The 16,002-nt window shown below is 39.9% G+C and carries 17 protein-coding genes, 1 tRNA gene and 4 pseudogenes; all 22 read right to left on the reverse strand.

The features are described from left to right. Positions 1–54 precede the first annotated feature (54 nt). Positions 55–1,287, reverse strand: a complete 1,233-nt coding sequence (locus DWX76_RS08360) for an ATP-binding protein (RefSeq protein ID WP_117796787.1) — start codon at positions 1,285–1,287, stop codon at positions 55–57. Between the two features lie 151 nt (positions 1,288–1,438). Beyond that, positions 1,439–1,660: a calreticulin gene (locus DWX76_RS08365; RefSeq protein ID WP_227589456.1), complete on the reverse strand. Its 222-nt coding sequence runs from the start codon at positions 1,658–1,660 to the stop codon at positions 1,439–1,441. 120 nt (positions 1,661–1,780) lie between these two features. Continuing rightward, entirely contained in the window at positions 1,781–2,842 is a 1,062-nt protein-coding gene (locus DWX76_RS08370; protein ID WP_118471711.1) for an FUSC family protein, read from the reverse strand. A 31-nt stretch (positions 2,843–2,873) separates the two neighbouring features. Further along, positions 2,874–3,917: a sensor histidine kinase gene (locus DWX76_RS08375; protein ID WP_118482275.1), complete on the reverse strand. Its 1,044-nt coding sequence runs from the start codon at positions 3,915–3,917 to the stop codon at positions 2,874–2,876. Continuing rightward, on the reverse strand, positions 3,917–4,588 hold the full coding sequence (locus tag DWX76_RS08380; RefSeq protein ID WP_118570493.1) for a response regulator transcription factor: 672 nt from the start codon (positions 4,586–4,588) through the stop codon (positions 3,917–3,919). Before DWX76_RS08380 ends, DWX76_RS08375 begins: the two co-directional genes overlap by 1 nt. An 18-nt stretch (positions 4,589–4,606) precedes the next feature. Next, complete coding sequence (locus DWX76_RS08385) at positions 4,607–6,040, reverse strand: phospholipase D family protein (RefSeq protein WP_118570494.1); 1,434 nt, start codon at positions 6,038–6,040, stop codon at positions 4,607–4,609. A gap of 116 nt (positions 6,041–6,156) precedes the next feature. Next, positions 6,157–6,429 (reverse strand): annotated as a pseudogene (locus tag DWX76_RS08390) (antirestriction protein ArdA); the annotation flags it as partial. 573 nt (positions 6,430–7,002) lie between these two features. Continuing rightward, entirely contained in the window at positions 7,003–7,161 is a 159-nt protein-coding gene (locus DWX76_RS08400; protein WP_107000935.1) for a rubredoxin, read from the reverse strand. Between the two features lie 90 nt (positions 7,162–7,251). Then, the gene (locus tag DWX76_RS08405) at positions 7,252–7,626 is read right to left on the reverse strand and encodes a desulfoferrodoxin family protein (RefSeq protein ID WP_107000936.1); all 375 of its coding nucleotides are present in this window, start codon (positions 7,624–7,626) and stop codon (positions 7,252–7,254) included. Positions 7,627–7,653: 27 nt separating this feature from the next. Continuing rightward, positions 7,654–7,953, reverse strand: a pseudogene (locus DWX76_RS08410) (L-lactate dehydrogenase); the annotation flags it as partial. 16 nt (positions 7,954–7,969) lie between these two features. Continuing rightward, complete coding sequence (gene rbr, locus DWX76_RS15055) at positions 7,970–9,151, reverse strand: rubrerythrin (RefSeq protein ID WP_107000937.1); 1,182 nt, start codon at positions 9,149–9,151, stop codon at positions 7,970–7,972. Next, the gene (locus DWX76_RS08420; RefSeq protein ID WP_107000938.1) at positions 9,144–9,551 is read right to left on the reverse strand and encodes a Fur family transcriptional regulator; all 408 of its coding nucleotides are present in this window, start codon (positions 9,549–9,551) and stop codon (positions 9,144–9,146) included. Before DWX76_RS08420 ends, rbr begins: the two co-directional genes overlap by 8 nt. Positions 9,552–9,678: 127 nt before the next feature. Next, on the reverse strand, positions 9,679–10,428 hold the full coding sequence (gene yaaA, locus DWX76_RS08425; RefSeq protein WP_118522287.1) for a peroxide stress protein YaaA: 750 nt from the start codon (positions 10,426–10,428) through the stop codon (positions 9,679–9,681). Beyond that, positions 10,428–10,883 (reverse strand): thioredoxin-dependent thiol peroxidase, encoded by a 456-nt coding sequence (gene bcp, locus DWX76_RS08430; RefSeq protein WP_118293336.1) that lies wholly within the window; start codon positions 10,881–10,883, stop codon positions 10,428–10,430. Before bcp ends, yaaA begins: the two co-directional genes overlap by 1 nt. A 3-nt stretch (positions 10,884–10,886) precedes the next feature. Next, positions 10,887–11,096 (reverse strand): DUF6219 family protein, encoded by a 210-nt coding sequence (locus tag DWX76_RS08435; protein WP_015516636.1) that lies wholly within the window; start codon positions 11,094–11,096, stop codon positions 10,887–10,889. Between the two features lie 264 nt (positions 11,097–11,360). Then, positions 11,361–11,663, reverse strand: a pseudogene (locus DWX76_RS08440) (NifB/NifX family molybdenum-iron cluster-binding protein); the annotation flags it as partial. After that, a pseudogene (locus DWX76_RS08445) lies at positions 11,657–11,992 on the reverse strand (AAA family ATPase); the annotation flags it as partial. The pseudogenes DWX76_RS08440 and DWX76_RS08445, both read right to left, overlap by 7 nt. Beyond that, on the reverse strand, positions 11,910–12,524 hold the full coding sequence (locus DWX76_RS08450; protein ID WP_243022503.1) for a ParB/RepB/Spo0J family partition protein: 615 nt from the start codon (positions 12,522–12,524) through the stop codon (positions 11,910–11,912). The pseudogene DWX76_RS08445 and the gene DWX76_RS08450, both read right to left, overlap by 83 nt. Positions 12,525–12,838: 314 nt before the next feature. Further along, positions 12,839–12,910, reverse strand: a tRNA-Arg gene (locus DWX76_RS08455). A gap of 384 nt (positions 12,911–13,294) precedes the next feature. Then, positions 13,295–14,110 (reverse strand): DUF3881 family protein, encoded by an 816-nt coding sequence (locus DWX76_RS08460; protein WP_412694024.1) that lies wholly within the window; start codon positions 14,108–14,110, stop codon positions 13,295–13,297. Between the two features lie 136 nt (positions 14,111–14,246). Beyond that, positions 14,247–14,750, reverse strand: a complete 504-nt coding sequence (locus DWX76_RS08465) for a DUF4446 family protein (protein ID WP_107000950.1) — start codon at positions 14,748–14,750, stop codon at positions 14,247–14,249. A gap of 51 nt (positions 14,751–14,801) precedes the next feature. Next, complete coding sequence (locus DWX76_RS08470) at positions 14,802–15,977, reverse strand: ParB/RepB/Spo0J family partition protein (RefSeq protein WP_227589454.1); 1,176 nt, start codon at positions 15,975–15,977, stop codon at positions 14,802–14,804. Positions 15,978–16,002: the final 25 nt, after the last annotated feature.

The raw sequence follows: 16,002 nt of genomic DNA on the forward strand, positions 1-16,002 counted from the left end.
CATAAAAATATCTCCATCATTTCAAAAGAGAATGGCGGAGATATTTCGCCCTGCTTATTCTTGTAGCAACCAATCGGCTATATCATGGATTTCGATTCCTTCATAACTATATTTTGGATGTTTGGTTCTGGCAATAATCATTTTCGGATAAGCATCTCGGATCTGAAGCAGAGAAGAGCATTCTCTCTCAAATGTTTCCTGCCCGGAAATGTTGTCACTGACCTGAATATAAATCTTCTCGCTGCCTCTCTGAGCAACAAAGTCGATCTCCTTTTGATAGAGCTTGCCGACATAGACATCGTATCCACGGCGAAGAAGTTCGATGCAAACGATGTTTTCATATACTCTGCCATAATCCATATTTCTGCTTCCCAGTATTGCATATCGAATACCGCTGTCACACAAATAGAACTTTTCAGAGCTTTCAAGGTATTTCTTGCCTCGGATGTCGTATCTCTTAATATCATAAAATACAAAAGCATTGCACAAATACTTAATGTACTTGCCGACGGTTACATGATTGGTCGGAGTCTCATTTGCTGTCAGTAGCTGACTGACCTTATTAGGAGAAGTCAGGTTGCTGATATTATCCATAAGGAACTCGCTCAGACGCTGTAAAACCAAAGTGTCCGGGAGCGCATATTTCTGCACCAAATCCCTTGTTACAATCGTTTCGTAGACCTCTTTGATATAGTTTGTTCTGTCTTTTTCGGTTCTGTAAGCGTAAGAACCTGCTAAACCGCCCTTGATAGCGTAATCATCAAAGAGCTTATCTTTATCACTAACATCATCATAATACTGACAATATTCTTGGAAGCTGAAAGGAAACACATGAATTTCAATATAGCGTCCGGTAAACAGAGTTGCCAGATCCGCACTCAACAGGAAAGCATTGGAGCCGGTTACATAGATGTCGTATTTTCCCTTAGAGTACAGGCTGTTGATTGCCAACTCAAACTTGGGACACATCTGAACCTCGTCTACAAACAGGTAGTTCGTTTTACCTTCCTGATAATGTTCTTCCACATAGGCGTGTAAGGCATGGTATTCCTTGATTTCTTCATACGCCAAATCCATGAAGTCAATGAATATGATATTGATGTTTTCAAAATGGCTTTTCAGATACTCAATATACGCCTGCATCAGCTTGGACTTACCGGATCGACGAATGCCCGTGATGATCTTGATGTCAGGAGTGTCATTCAGTTCAATGATTCTATTGAGATATTTTGCTCTCGTAATTGTTTTCATATCGTCACCCGCTTTCAAAAATTGAAATTTTTTCATTTCTCGAAACCGCTTCACTGTACTTATTATACTGTCTGCTAATAGTATATGCAAGATGTCGCTTTCAAAAACATAAAATTTTTTATTTTTTGAAAGTGGAAATTATGTAAAGGCAACCCGAAGGCTGCCCCAGGCATCAAGCCTATCCTGTTTACACAGGTTCATTATCATCTTCATCGACAGAGCTATCTGCATCATCGTTCTCAAACTCCGGATCGTACCCATAGTCCTCGTCATCGTCCACATAATCAGCATCCGGATCAGGCTTTGCCGCTTCCTGTTCCTTCTTCTTTTCCTGGACTTTTTTAAATACGAAGAATACCTTTGTGTTAAAATGAAGGAAGATAGGCAGGTATAAAAAAAGATCTGTCACCCTTAGGATTCTTCCCAAAGCCAACAGATCTTAAATTTTCCCTTACATCTTCATACTCTTCGCCAGACTCGTCAGCAAAGCTGCCATTTCCGGATTAACCCTTTTTCTTTCCATCCCACGTTATTCTGCATCTACGGTTACCACGTTTCCTTTTTTTGACATAAGCCAATAAAACACAGCACAAAATATTAATGCAAATACAACGCCAAAAACATTCTGAATCACTCTAAGACCAACTGCTCCTTTTAGTCCATAACTCTCTGTAGCAATGGCCAAAGCACCAAATGTGTTAAATACTGCCTGCCAGCCATATTTTGCAGAAAGTCCTACACCGATTCCACCAAGAATTCCTATATATGCATAGATTGACGAAGGAAGCAGAAAATATAATACTGTAAAACATATAACACCTGCAATATTTCCGACAATTCTTTTACGGACTCTATAGTGCATATCTTCCATAAACGGCAAAATCGCGGACATGGCCGCAATACCAGCCCACATTGCACGTGGCATATTACAAAGTTCTGCAATGCAAAGGACAATCGGTACGCATAAAATCTGACATATCTGCCATTTTGTTCTGGAAGAAGTGATATCAAATTCTTGTATCAGATCTTTCAGATTTCTTTTATAAGTTCTGTTTTTATGATTTCGATAAAATACGAAGCAGGTAAGTGCTGCACCTAAAGCCATTCCGACTAATCGCATCTGATAGCTTTTTCCCGTAACATCATAACCATATAGCAGCAGATACCCAAGAACCAATGTAGATTGATTAAACATGAATGGATTATGGCATCCGAACAGAATCAACACAGCCAGTGCCGCAATATTTAACAGCATTCCAAGTACCGGTGAAAACTGATTTGCTAAATGCGGACATACAGTCATAATTACAAAGAACAAAGCCAAAAGCATCGTAGATTGTCCGGTGTGGATCCCCAGATCCGCATTCCGAAATACCATAAGGCATAATAAAACTACTACACCCACAATACTATTCTCATTTCCAAATAAGATACTGAAAATAGTAACAAATAAAAAACAAAATGCCATTGTAACAGCTATCTTTACCAAATATACCAGCATATGATATGATTTTTCTTTCACTGTTTCACTCTTTTTCAACAAGTTTTTAGAACCTGCCTGATTTAACTGCAATTCCTGATAAAATGTCATGTAATTCCTCCTCTATCTGTTTTTCTTAAACTTATATGGCCTCATCTTTCTGTATTGGAAGCTCTACAACAAATCTGCATCCACCATATTCCCGGTTTTCTGCCTTGATCGTCCCGCCAGCACTATCTACGATCCGTTTCACAAGTGCAAGGCCGAGACCATTTCCTTCTGCTTTGTGAGAACCGTCTGCCTGATAAAATTTATCAAATATTCTGGTTTTCACATCATCTTCTATTCCCGGTCCTTCATCTTCCAGAATAAACATTACAGAATCCTTTTCCTGCTTCAGAAACATCATAATTGTCCCCTTTGCAGGACTGAACTTAATCGCATTATCTAAAAGATTCATCCATATATGCATAAAAAGTCCTTCATTCCCAGTATATTTAACTTCCTCCAGCTCTACCTGGAAACCAATTTCTTTTTCTGTCCATTTTGTCTCCAGGGAAAGAAATGCCTGACGGATCTGTTCATCCAAACGATATTCTGTTTTTTTCATTGGTATGTTCTGATTCTCTAACTTGGATAACAGCAAAATATTACCAACCAATCCAGAAAGTCTTTGGGTGTTAAATAAGATTTTTTCTACATATTCCTCTTGATCCGGAGACAGTTCTTCTCCCTGAAGCAGCATTGTATATCCTTCAATGGCATTGATCGGGGTCTTAAACTCATGAGAAACATTGGAGACAAAATCCATCTGCAGTACTTCTGTTGCACGAAGCTCTTTTGTCATCACATTAAAACTTTGATAAGATTCTCCAACTTCTGCGATACGGCTGTTCGTTTCCAAGTGCTGTTCAAAATCTCCCTGCGAAACTTCCTTCATTGCTTTACTGAGTCTGGTAATTGGTTCCAGTAACTTTGCATTGATAAAGGAAGTGATCAGCCCTGCAATCAATGTATTGAAAATCAAAAGCCAGCCAAGCACAGGTATGCTGCCCGGCAGATTAAAAAAATGATTCAAAAAAGCAAATAATAACGCAGATATGACTGTTGAAAATACAAGTGCCAGCCAGATTGCACCAGTCAGACAGGATCGGATCCGCAATCCTTTTTCTTTCTTTTGTTCCATTATTTTTTCACCACCTTGTATCCAATTCCACGCATTGTTACGATTTCAAAATCCGGGTTATCTTTCAAACGCTCCCTGATTCTTCCTATATGTACCTCTATCGTATGTGGGTCTGCCTCCGTCTCGTATCCCCATACTTCATCCATCAACTGTTGTTTTGTAAATGTTCTGCTTGGCGAAGCTGCAAGCTTATATAAAAGCAGGAATTCTTTTTTAGGCAAAACAAGACTTTCCTTATCAGTTGTAACCGTCATTGCATCATAATCAAACTCTGTTGAACCGATCACAATTTTGTGTTCATTCAGTATCTGTGCACGGCGAAGCAGTGCTCCGACTCTTAAAACCATTTCATTCACATTTACCGGTTTTACCATATAATCGTCACTTCCCGAAAGAAATCCCTGGCGCATATCATCAAAGGAACCTTTCGCAGTGATCATAAGTACCGGTATCTGATATCCTGCTGAACGGAGTTTCGACACCAGTTCATAACCATCCATAACCGGCATCATAATATCGGAAATGATCAGATCAATATACTCTTTATCCAATATTTCTAATGCCAGTGCTCCATCCGATGCACTTTTGACCTGATATCCATTCTTCTCAAGCACTTTTTGGAATAGCTGGCTTAATTCTTTATCATCTTCTACAATTAATATTTGAAACACGATCTTCTTCCTCCTTTATCAGAACAGATATCTTGCCCATCCAAGCAGATGCTGTACCAAAAGTACGTTTCTCTGACGCTTCTTTGTCAATTCAATTGGCTCTACATGATACGGATCACGATAGGTTCCATCTTCCAATACCTGTCGGGACACTCTTTCATATTCCATCATGCCTTCTTCCAACTGTTTATTAATCTCTTTGCTACGTATTACAAGCATCAGTTCCGTATCCAGATACGTGCTTCTCATATCCATGTTAAAGGAACCGATTACGGATAGATCATCATCGATCAGGATGCTTTTTCCGTGGTAAGAATAGCCGCCTTCATACTCCCAGATATCAATTCCTGTATTTAAAATTCTGTTTCTGTTTCTCGCATAATCAGCAGAACCAAACGGATTTCCATTGTTGGCAACCGAATTGGTCATGATAGAAAAATCCGGAACTCTCTCCGCAATCTCTTTCCATGTATTATACATCATATCATTGCAGATAATATATGGTGTATGAATTTTCACGCGCTCTTTTGCATTTTTCATTAGTTCTCCCAGTTGATACCAGACTACTGGTTCCTTGGGACCTGTGTGGATAGGATTTGACACTAATGCAATCTTTTCTGTCTCAAAAGTTTCGTCCGTGTAATCGGTATCGCAGATTCTTTCCTTATTCTCTTCAAAATATTTCTGATAGCCGTTCTGCAGCTCTAAAACTGCGTTCTTTACAGATTTTCTATTTGCCAGTTTTTTATTGTCATGAAAATAACCACTGTCTTCTTGTTCCCATATCGTTTCAAAATACTCTAACAACTGGTTAACTGAATTTTCTTTCTCAGGTTCATTGCAAACCACTAACACATCTCTGTCATAGTTCTTATGTCCCAGAAAATCACCCAGGAAATAATTGTATGTATTTCTTCCACCAAGAATATATGTCTTACCATCTGCAATCAAATATTTATCATGCATTCTCCCCATCATCTTCCATGGTTTCAACGGATTGGCCTTATTATACAGTTTAATTTCAACATTCTCATGGGAAGATAATCCATAGAAATACGGATTTCCTTCCATATCAATCCAGCTCTCCATTCCATCTACTAACAGACGAACATGCACACCTCTGTCTGCCGCATCATGCAGTGCTCCTAAGATCAATTTTCCACTTTCATCGGATTGAAATGCAAAAGTAGAAAGAATAATGTCTTCTTTTGCATTCTTGATCAAACGCACTCTTTGTAAAAGCGCTTCTGGATTCTTTTCTATGATTACTGCCCGTTCTGTATTTTCACTGCATTCGTTCCATGACCCATTTTTTGTTTCTTTTTTGGTTGTATTGGACACTTCCGGCTGCTTTTTATATGCAACGCAGATTCCGAGCAATTCATAAAAAGCCACACATAAAAAAATTGCCAGTATAACAAGAAGGATTTTACATATTTTATGCTTTTTCATTGTACAGCACCTGATTCCTTTTTATTTCATACTTATACAATACAAAGTCAATCTCAATTTAACCTCAACAAAATTTATTTTTCATAAAAAAATATGACCGGCTTCTTTTTAAAGAAAGCCAGATAATTGAGTTCATCCAGACTTTCGTATTCTCCCAGCATTTCATACAGCCCATCGACATAACAGTCATAATCTCTTATGAACCATTCTTCATAAGGATTACCAAAGTCATCTTTTGAACCGATTCCAATTCGTTCAAATACTTTTTTCAGATCTTCTGATGTGGTAGGAAACTTTACCCATTCGCCTACCAACTCCCCTTCGTTATATTTTCCGAGATTCGTGATGTAAGCTTCAAATGGGCAATCGTGGCCATATTCATATGCCATGCTATTTCCTCCTGTTTCATTTTTCAGGTCATCACCCGGTTTTCGGCATCAAAAAAAGCGCCATACTCATCACCATTCCGGCAATGAGCAGACGCTTTATATTTTGTCCGTATTCTTTTGCAAAAGAGAAACAAATGAAATGTAAGTTTGTAGCTCATGTCTCATTTGTCTATGATAATATTAGCACAGGTCAATTCTGAAAAAAAGAGGTAGAATGGTAGCAAAAGGATAGCAATTGGTAACAACATGGGAGTAATACGGAAACATGCTGCACATTCCCCTATCCTCTATCCGCAGACTCTACACATATAACCATAATCTGTTCATCTTGATCTTCTATCTCATCATTATGATGTTCTATAAATTCATCAAGTTTGTGTATAAATTTCAGATGTTGAACTTTCTGTGTAAATAACTTCTTATAATTAATAGATTCCATATACTGCTCTTCATCAGTAAAGTGTTTTACTGTATAATCACGAAGATTTTCCAATATTATGTCAATTCTATCATATTTATTCCATTATAATATTCTGGTTTCATTTCATACATCCATTAGTCCTGCTTTCATTTTTATTCAGCCTTTGAAAACTGGTCTTTGCCTACAAAACATAACGGACATTCAAAATCTTCCGGAATATCCTCCCACTTTGTACCAGGTGCAATACCACCTTCTGGATATCCCTTCTCCTCATCGTATTCCCATCCGCAAACATCACATACATATTTCATTTGTTGTTCCTCCTTGTAAATACATTAATACACAGCCTATATTACGGTTATATTTGTGTTGTTCTTAAATCTTAATATGTATAAATGCTTTTAGCATTTCCATAATCCATGCAGGTTACAATATGCATATACTTCTTCTACCTGTTCACCATCGCAAAGACAAAAATCTGCTATCGGCTCCTGCCCTGGATTTAACTGTTTTCTGTATATTCCCTGATTGGTATTTAATGTAATCCACTCAATGAAATGTTCTTCAAGCATTGGATGTTTTGTCTCTCCGACCACGACATGAACATAATTGCCTTCCACTGTATATACAGGCACGTGCTTCTCAACAGCCGCATCTGTCACACCGGCTTTTAATTCCTGCATAGGTTCTCCGCAACAAATTACAGGAACACCTTTATCCTTTACCTTTTCAACAATGTTTCCACAATGCTTACATATATAATACTTTACTTCCATGCTTTTATCTCCTTCCATGTGTATAATTTATAGTTCAATCGTCTCTATAATCTTTTTCAAAGAATCTGCAGATTTCTTAAGCTTTAATGCTTCCTCACCACTTAAATTAATAGGTATATTAGACTCAATACCATCAACACCTACAATAACTGGCATACTTAACGATACTCCGTCAATATCATATACGCCATGAATTATGTGCGATACCGGAAGTATTGATTTTTCATTTCTCATAATTACTTCACAGATTCTTTTTACAGACATTGCCATTCCATAATATGTAGCGTGCTTTTTATTTATTATTTCATAAGCACTGTTCTTGACTGCTAATAATCTTATCTCCTTAATAATTCTCTTCATGTACTTCAAAATAGCTTTGTGGATGGTTACATACCGGACATACCTCAGGAGCCTTTGTTCCTACCACAATATGTCCGCAGTTACGGCATTCCCATACCTTAACTTCGCTCTTTTCAAATACCTGTGCAGTTTCAATATTCTTAAGAAGTGCACGATATCTTTCCTCATGGTGCTTCTCAATCTCACCTACTGCCCTGAATTTTGCTGCAAGCTCAGGGAATCCTTCTTCCTCAGCTGTTTTAGCAAAGCCGTCATACATATCTGTCCACTCATAATTTTCGCCTTCTGCCGCTGCCGCCAGGTTTTCCTTTGTATCACCAATTCCTGCTAATTCCTTGAACCACATCTTTGCATGTTCTTTCTCATTATCTGCAGTCTTTAAAAACAATGCTGACATCTGCTCGTAACCTTCCTTTTTCGCTACAGAAGCAAAATAGGTATACTTATTTCTTGCCTGTGATTCCCCCGCAAATGCCTCCTGTAAATTCTTCTCTGTCTGTGTTCCTACATATTTGTTTTCTGCCATCTCTTTTACCTCCGTTTTCTTTACTACTTTTTCAAAATCTGATGCCGGGTGCTTGCACAAAGGACATATAAAGTCATCCGGTAATTCCTCGCCTACATATTCATATCCGCAAATTCTGCAACGCCATATTGTCTGACTGTCCTCTGTTTTTCCAACCTCCTGTGGCTTAGGCTTAATGTTATTCTGATAATAATCATATGTTACTGAAGGAACATTGCTTAAAACTTCCATATCGGTTATCTCACCGATAAACATCGTATGTGAACCTAAGTCCTCTGTTTTAGTAACTGTCACAGAAATGTATGCATTTGTACCTTCTGTAATATAATAAATACCATTCGTGCCCCTGGCACACTGCTCAAATGCTTCAAACTTATTGGTATCTCTTCCTGATTGGAAGCCAAAATGTTTGAACAATTCAAATTGTGCCTTCTGACTTAAGACTGATACAGTAAATTTTCCGGTTCTTTGAATCATATCATGCGTATAATTTGCCTTATTTACACAGATACTTAACTGGTTTGGTTCCGAAGCTGCCTGAATGGCTGTATTAATGATGCATCCGTTATCTTTTTCTGCTTCTTTAGCGGTCAATATAAACAGTCCATAACTCAACTTATACATTGCTTTCCTATCCATGCTGTTCCTCCTTTACCTTCTCCCTGCATTTCGGGCAAATGCCTTTAAATGAAATATCGTAATCCACAAATTCAATTCCATGAGTGTTATGAATTCTTTCCAGCAAATCCGGTATTTGATCCATATCCACATCAAAAATTTCACCGCACTTTATACATCTTACATGGTAATGATTTTTCAATGTAAAATCAAATCGGTTCGGTCCATTCGGAACTTCAACCTTTCTTAATGCACCTTCCTCTACCAATATATCAAGATTTCTATATACAGTTCCTTTTCCAATTGATGGATATGCTTCTTTTATAAATTCATACACTTCAATTGCCGTAACGTGTCTTCTCATTTCGTATACGGTATTTCTTACGAGATCTTTTTGAATGGTATTTCTCCTACTTGTCATCCGTCCTCCTTATTAGGATTAGTTCTTAATAATGATTATATACCGCCATCATCCTGTTGTCAATAAAAATAGTAATAATTCTCATTATTATAAAAGGTGCTAAACTGAGCATCTTTTACCTGAATAACTATTTTATTTTGCGTTCAAATACATATTCTGAATCTGAAGATAAATCAGACCTAAACGAATATCCGAGTCTGTCAAATTTCTGAATCTCCACCGGATTTTCAATATTATTTTCCGCTATGAATCTGACCATTTCACCACGAGCCATCTTGGCATAGGTACCTTTTGTTACCAATTTATCTCCGGATAACTCACAAAATACAATCGTAATATATCTGTCCTGTGGTGTCAGATACTTTTCTATACATTTCGAGTATTCTTTTGATGCAAGATTAATGATAATCCTGCTGTCATCAATTACTGAATGATATAACCGGTCCCCCCAGTAATCATATAGATTTGTTGTTTCTTCAATCTCAGCTTTTGCCTGCATTTCAAGGCGATAAGGAGTCACACCATCCAGTGGTTTTAAAATGCCATAAAACGCAGACAGGATTCTTAAATGATTTTGCAGATACTCAAACTGCTGGATTTCAAACACAGCTGGTGCCATATATTGAAATGCAATTCCTTCATATGCTAAAACAGCCGGAGTAAGTCTGTTATAAAGATCCATATTTTCCAATCTGTGAAAGTTCTGCTCTGCAATCTTGTCATTACATTTCCAGATAGCTTTCAGTTCCTCTTTTGATTTGCTTTTCATCCAGCTCAATATCTCTGCTGTCTTATCAATAAAGGCAGGCAGTTCAACCGGTGCTATGTTATCTGTATCTACAATCATCTTTTTTGCAGGTGACAATATAATCTTCATCAATTTAATTCCTTAAGCATATTTTCAGGATCATCTGCCGCCTTGACTTTATCATTTGCCTTTCTAATGATTCCCTGCTCGTCAATAAGATATGTGGTTCTTACCACACCCATAGAAACCTTGCCATATTTTTTCTTTTCTTTCCAGACATCATATGCTTCGATCACCTTACGCTCCGGATCTGCCAAAAGTGTAAATGCCAATCCATATTTTTCCTCAAATTTCTTGTGAGAGGCTACAGAATCCTTACTGACTCCAAGGATCACCGCACCTTTCTCGGTGAATTGTGGATAACGCTCAGAAAAGCCACATGCCTGCTTCGTACATCCTGGTGTATTATCCTTTGGATAAAAATATAAAATTATTTTTTTACCTAAATAATCACTTAATTTATGCACTTCTCCGTTCTGATCCGGCAATTCAAAATCCGGTGCTTTTGTTCCTATCTCTAACATTTACTATTCCTCCGCTTTTGTATTTTCCACCTGTTTTCTTGTTCTTTTATTACCTGAAATCATTTTATGACCAGAATAGACTGCCATAATCATGCATATCAGAGAGCCAAATGCAAAGTATTTGTGTGCTGCTTTTAACCCTTTATATCCTGTATAAAAAGTTCCAACCATTGTAACTATTGCTCCGATTGACCAATATTTATGTGCTTTCATTTTATACCTCCAAATTGATTAAGCTGTTTCCAAAATAAATATCTCTGGATCATTAACAATATTATACCTTCCATTCATCACTTTCTACAAGTAAGAAAAGAAAAATACTCAATCCATGTAGAGATCGATGTAGCATTCACAGTTTTTAACCGCCTTATTGAAAATGTAATCTGCCATCTTATCAAATAATACAAAAGGATGTATCACGATAATTCTCTCATTACCTTGACGCATCCTTTCGTATTGTATTTTTTGCTATTCTTCTTAATGACAGCTATGGTTTCCACATCCATGTTTACCACATGTATGTCCCTCTCCGTGGCTGTGCTCATGGTGAGAACACTTAACATCTGGATTATAATCAAGTGTATCATTGATAAAAGCTTCTACTGCTTTATCTGCATCTCCTGAAACTCCGCCAAAAAGCTTAATGCCTGCTGCCGCTAACGCAGTCTGGGCACCTCCTCCTATTCCGCCGCAGATCAAAACATCGGCATTTAATGCATTAAGAACTCCTGCCAATGCACCATGTCCGCTTCTATTCGTATCTACTACTTCTGAATACAATCTATAATGATAAAATCATAAAATTCCCTTAATCTCTCAATAAGTGACCTCATAATCAGTTCCCTGCTCATTGCGTTTACCAAAGATACCTCAATCGCTGATAATTCTATATTGGCCGGTATCAGATCCACACCTTCCTTATGATGAAGGATTGTTTTTTCCATGTTCAGTTTTTCATCATTCACAATATTTAGCATCAGCGTTGCAAGAGAATACTCCATTTCATCCGGTTCCTCATACCCTAAACTAATTGTGAGACTGCCCTGCGGATCTGCATCTATCAGAAGAACCTTTTTCCCTTCCTGTGCCAGTCCGATTCCTAAATTCACGCACGATACCGTCTTTCCAACTCCACCTTTTTGATTTGATACTGCTATGCACCTGCTTCGCACTGTCACCACAAAGTTCTCCGATTACGTCAATACTCCTCTTTCCTGTATTGTGGTCAACTTGACTACAATTCTTTCTGCCTGCCTTTTTTTTGATGGCATCATATTTCATCTTATAGGCATAGGCCTTTTCACTTGGTGTAATTTGCTCTCTCTGCAAATTGGAATCGACCATGATCACTACTGCTTCATCATCCTGCAACATACAAATGATTACCGGAATTTTCTTATATCCCAGCTTCTCAGCCGCATATTTTCTTCTGTGGCCAGAAATAATTTCGTAGTAGCCTTCAATCTTTGGACGAACAATCAATGGATTCAGTACACCATACTTTTTTATGCTGTCCTGCAGCTCAATCATCTGACTGTCTCCGATCACTTTAAATGGATGATTTGAAAATGCTCTTAACCGTTCCATTTCAATCTCAACAACTTTTTCATCCGGATCTCTTACATCCGTTTTTTTATCCATAAGCTATCCTCCTCTAAAATATCTGTAACGAAAAAATCCGCCCAGAATAGATTCTTAATCTAATCTGAGCGGATAGATCCGTCAGGCCTGTTTTGTTCAGGCAAGAAAACCATATTTACATTCATTGACACCCCAATCCTTATCCTACGCTGTAGTTATCTCCGTTCGGTACCAGGATTGAATTATTGCATTGGTGCCCGTTAAGAAATTTCGGTGCTCAATATCTGCGTTTAAGTGTTCTCTCGGTGCTCACGAGCACCGGAAAAAAGAAAAAGCAGCAATGAACTTTTACGATCATTGCTGCAAAAAATGCACGTTCCCAGGGGGAATCGAACCCTCAACTAGTGCTTAGGAGGCGCTTGTTATATCCATTTAACTATGGGAACAAATGCCGTATTTTCGGGCTTTTTCAGCCTTTTCGGTCACGGCGACCAACTTTATGAACTCAATCACTTTCGTGATGAATTATCTCTTTCTTATCTCTTCTAATTTTTCAGATTTCGCTTCCTTAAGTGACCCTCAAACGCTACCCTTTTTCTTCAAAAAGGTTCCGCCATGGTTCTACCTTAGGAGGCGAATACTCTATCCTACTGAGCTACAGAGATTTATATGTTCACGTGAAACATATATCGTATTTTCATACTGCATTTTATTATAATTCATTTTCATGTGTTCCGCAACTATTTTCTCTTCCTGCCTGCTCCGTATGTAATTTCTGTGTAACTGTTCACGGGTAGGCACTTTTGGAACCGACGATTTTTTATAGACCTTTACGCAAAATGAGCCGTTCCCATCATCCATATTTTTCCTTTAAACCGACGTCCCGGAAGCGGTTCTCCAAGCAGGTCTATCTTATTGATACCTACGCGGAAATACAGCTCGTTGCATTCCACCTTGAGATCATAGATTTCCTCGCCGGTAAACCGGTTTTTCTTACATACAACCTCTTTGATCTCGCCTAAAATCGAATACTGATCGCACTCGATCCCGCTTGGCATAAAAGTTGTATCGACGATCGAATAAATATCCTCTCTCGTCGCCCGGCGCGATGCCATCGAATAGAGATCCAGATCCTCGATTGTTAAGGACTCCATCGCATCCTCGTCGCCATTTTTTGCCGCTTCCAAAAGTTCATCCCGGTTTTTCGCCGCCACTTTGGCTTTTTCAATCTGCAGCGCCGTCTTTTTGATCGGAAGAAGCACCTTGCCCCGATTGGCAAATCCTGCCAGGCTGACCGAAGTCACCTGTAAGCGCTCGCGCTCTTTCCGGTAACACTCCCTGTATTCGATCGGATTCAAGAGATAAAAGATCAGCGAAAGCCCTACCTTATACTCATCCAGAAGCCCCGCATAGGTTTCCTTCTCCGTATGACGCTGAATGGAACATTCTGCCCGCGAGGTTACCTCCTCGTTCAGGATATAGGGATAATAATACTCTATCTCCATCTCATCCTGCTCATTCAGCTCCCCATACATCGCCACGCCGATCCCCGGCGCAACTTCTGTCTTGATCTCATATAATTCGGTCTCCCTGTCAAGCTGAAGACAGCTGGAGGTTCCCGCCTCTCTCGCCAGACAGCGAAGCAGGCACGGATGTCCTTCTTCTTCTGATACATACTAAATCCGGCAGCTCGCAAAAAACGATGCATATTGACTCCTTCTAACTACAATCCGCAGCTGCTGCCAACACATACAGCCGCCTCATTTCTATCCTTTATTTTCCTTACTTATACCCAAGCGCACGCTCCAGTGCTTCCTTCTCTTCACTTCCTAAAAGCACCTCGGTCTTGCCCTCTACGACATCCTTCAGATACAGGTAACAGCCTTCACGGCTGTGAACAGAATTCAGCACAAATCCCGTGTTGTTATCATCCAGCATGGCAATGACAAAACTCAGATTGCCGCCCATGCCCTTAAACGCATTGTACTTGACAATACCGGTTTTCTGGTATCCAGCCTGCGCCTTGGAGACAACCGAATCCACCAAGCGTTTTGTATCTCCGTCCTTTGCCCGCAGATACTCGGTCTCATCCACCAGTTCCATGATCGTGTCTTCGAGCGTCTCCGCATCTTTTCCCCGCATAAACATATCATATCTGCGATACAACTTCCTATACTGCGAAAAACAGATGACGGACGCAATAAATGATATGAGTGTCAGGATCGCCAGAACGATCACGATAACCCCCGGATCGATGCCAATCCCGCTAAAAATACTGCTCTCCATCTTTCATTCCTCATTTCCCATCATCCGTCCCCTGGGACGAATTTTGTGTGATTACTGTCTTAATGACTCCAAAAGCTCAATCAGACGTTCCAGTTCCGCTGATGAATAGTATTCGATCTCGATTCTGCCTTTATTCTTATCCTTGCGGTTGATCGAAACCTTCGTTCCCATAACTCCTTTCAGCTTCTCTTCCACATCCTTGAAAAAGACCTCCATATCGCGTTCCGGCTCTGCTTTCTTTTTCGCCTTTTTCGGCTTCAAAAGCTCTTTCACCAGACGCTCGACCTCGCGGACGCTCAAATGATTTTCTACTGTTTTAAGCGCCAACTGGTACTGTTTTTCACCATCTTCCAGCGAAAGAAGCGCTCTCGCATGACCTCCGGTAAGCCGGTCCTGAATCAGCATCTCCTGCACTCTCTCATCCAGTTTCAAAAGACGCATGCTGTTCGTGATCGTCGCACGGTTCTTCGCTACGCGCTCTGCCACGTCCTCCTGACGCAGCCCAAACTCCTGAATCAGCATCTGGTAGGCTTTCGCCTCCTCAATCGGATTTAAATCTGCACGCTGTACATTCTCGATCAGGGCGATCTCCATCGTCTGCTGTCTCGTATACTCGCGCACGATCACCGGAACTTCCCGAAATCCTGCCAGTTTGGCAGCTCTCCACCGGCGCTCTCCGGCAATCAGCTCATAACGATCGCCCTTTTTCTGAACCAGAAGCGGCTGCAGCACGCCGTAACGGCGGATGGATTCTGCCAGCTCTCCGAGCTGTTCTTCATCAAACATCTTACGCGGCTGGCTGACATTTGGCTCAATCTCCGAAATATTTAGAAATTTCTCTTTTTCCACCTCGACGATCCTTACGACCGGCTCCGCTTTTGCCGTCTGTGTCTTCGATTTTGCCGCCGTCTCCCCGGCTGTGCGGGTTTTTCCTTCTGCCGTCGTCTTTCCGGATGCCTTTGCAACTCCCACGCGGCTTCCTTTTCCCACTGTTTTCGCAGCTGTCTTTCCGGCAGACGCCGATTTTTTCTGTTTTTTAGATCCCGGAAGCACCATATCCAGCTCTTCCAGGCTCTTTTTCTCTATCTCCTGTTCCGTCTCACGAACGGAAGTCTTTTTTCCGGCTTCATCCGATGGCTTTGCGCTGCTTTTTCCCGCTTCTGCATTCTCGTAATCATTTCCAAAAAAAGCTCCCAGTCCTCTGCCAAGCCCCGTTCTCTTTGACATTTCCTTCCTCCTCACGAACCTCCCG

It is taken from the genome of Clostridium sp. AF21-20LB (assembly GCF_003478795.1).
Taxonomy (GTDB): Bacteria; Bacillota; Clostridia; order Lachnospirales; family Lachnospiraceae; genus Otoolea; species Otoolea fessa.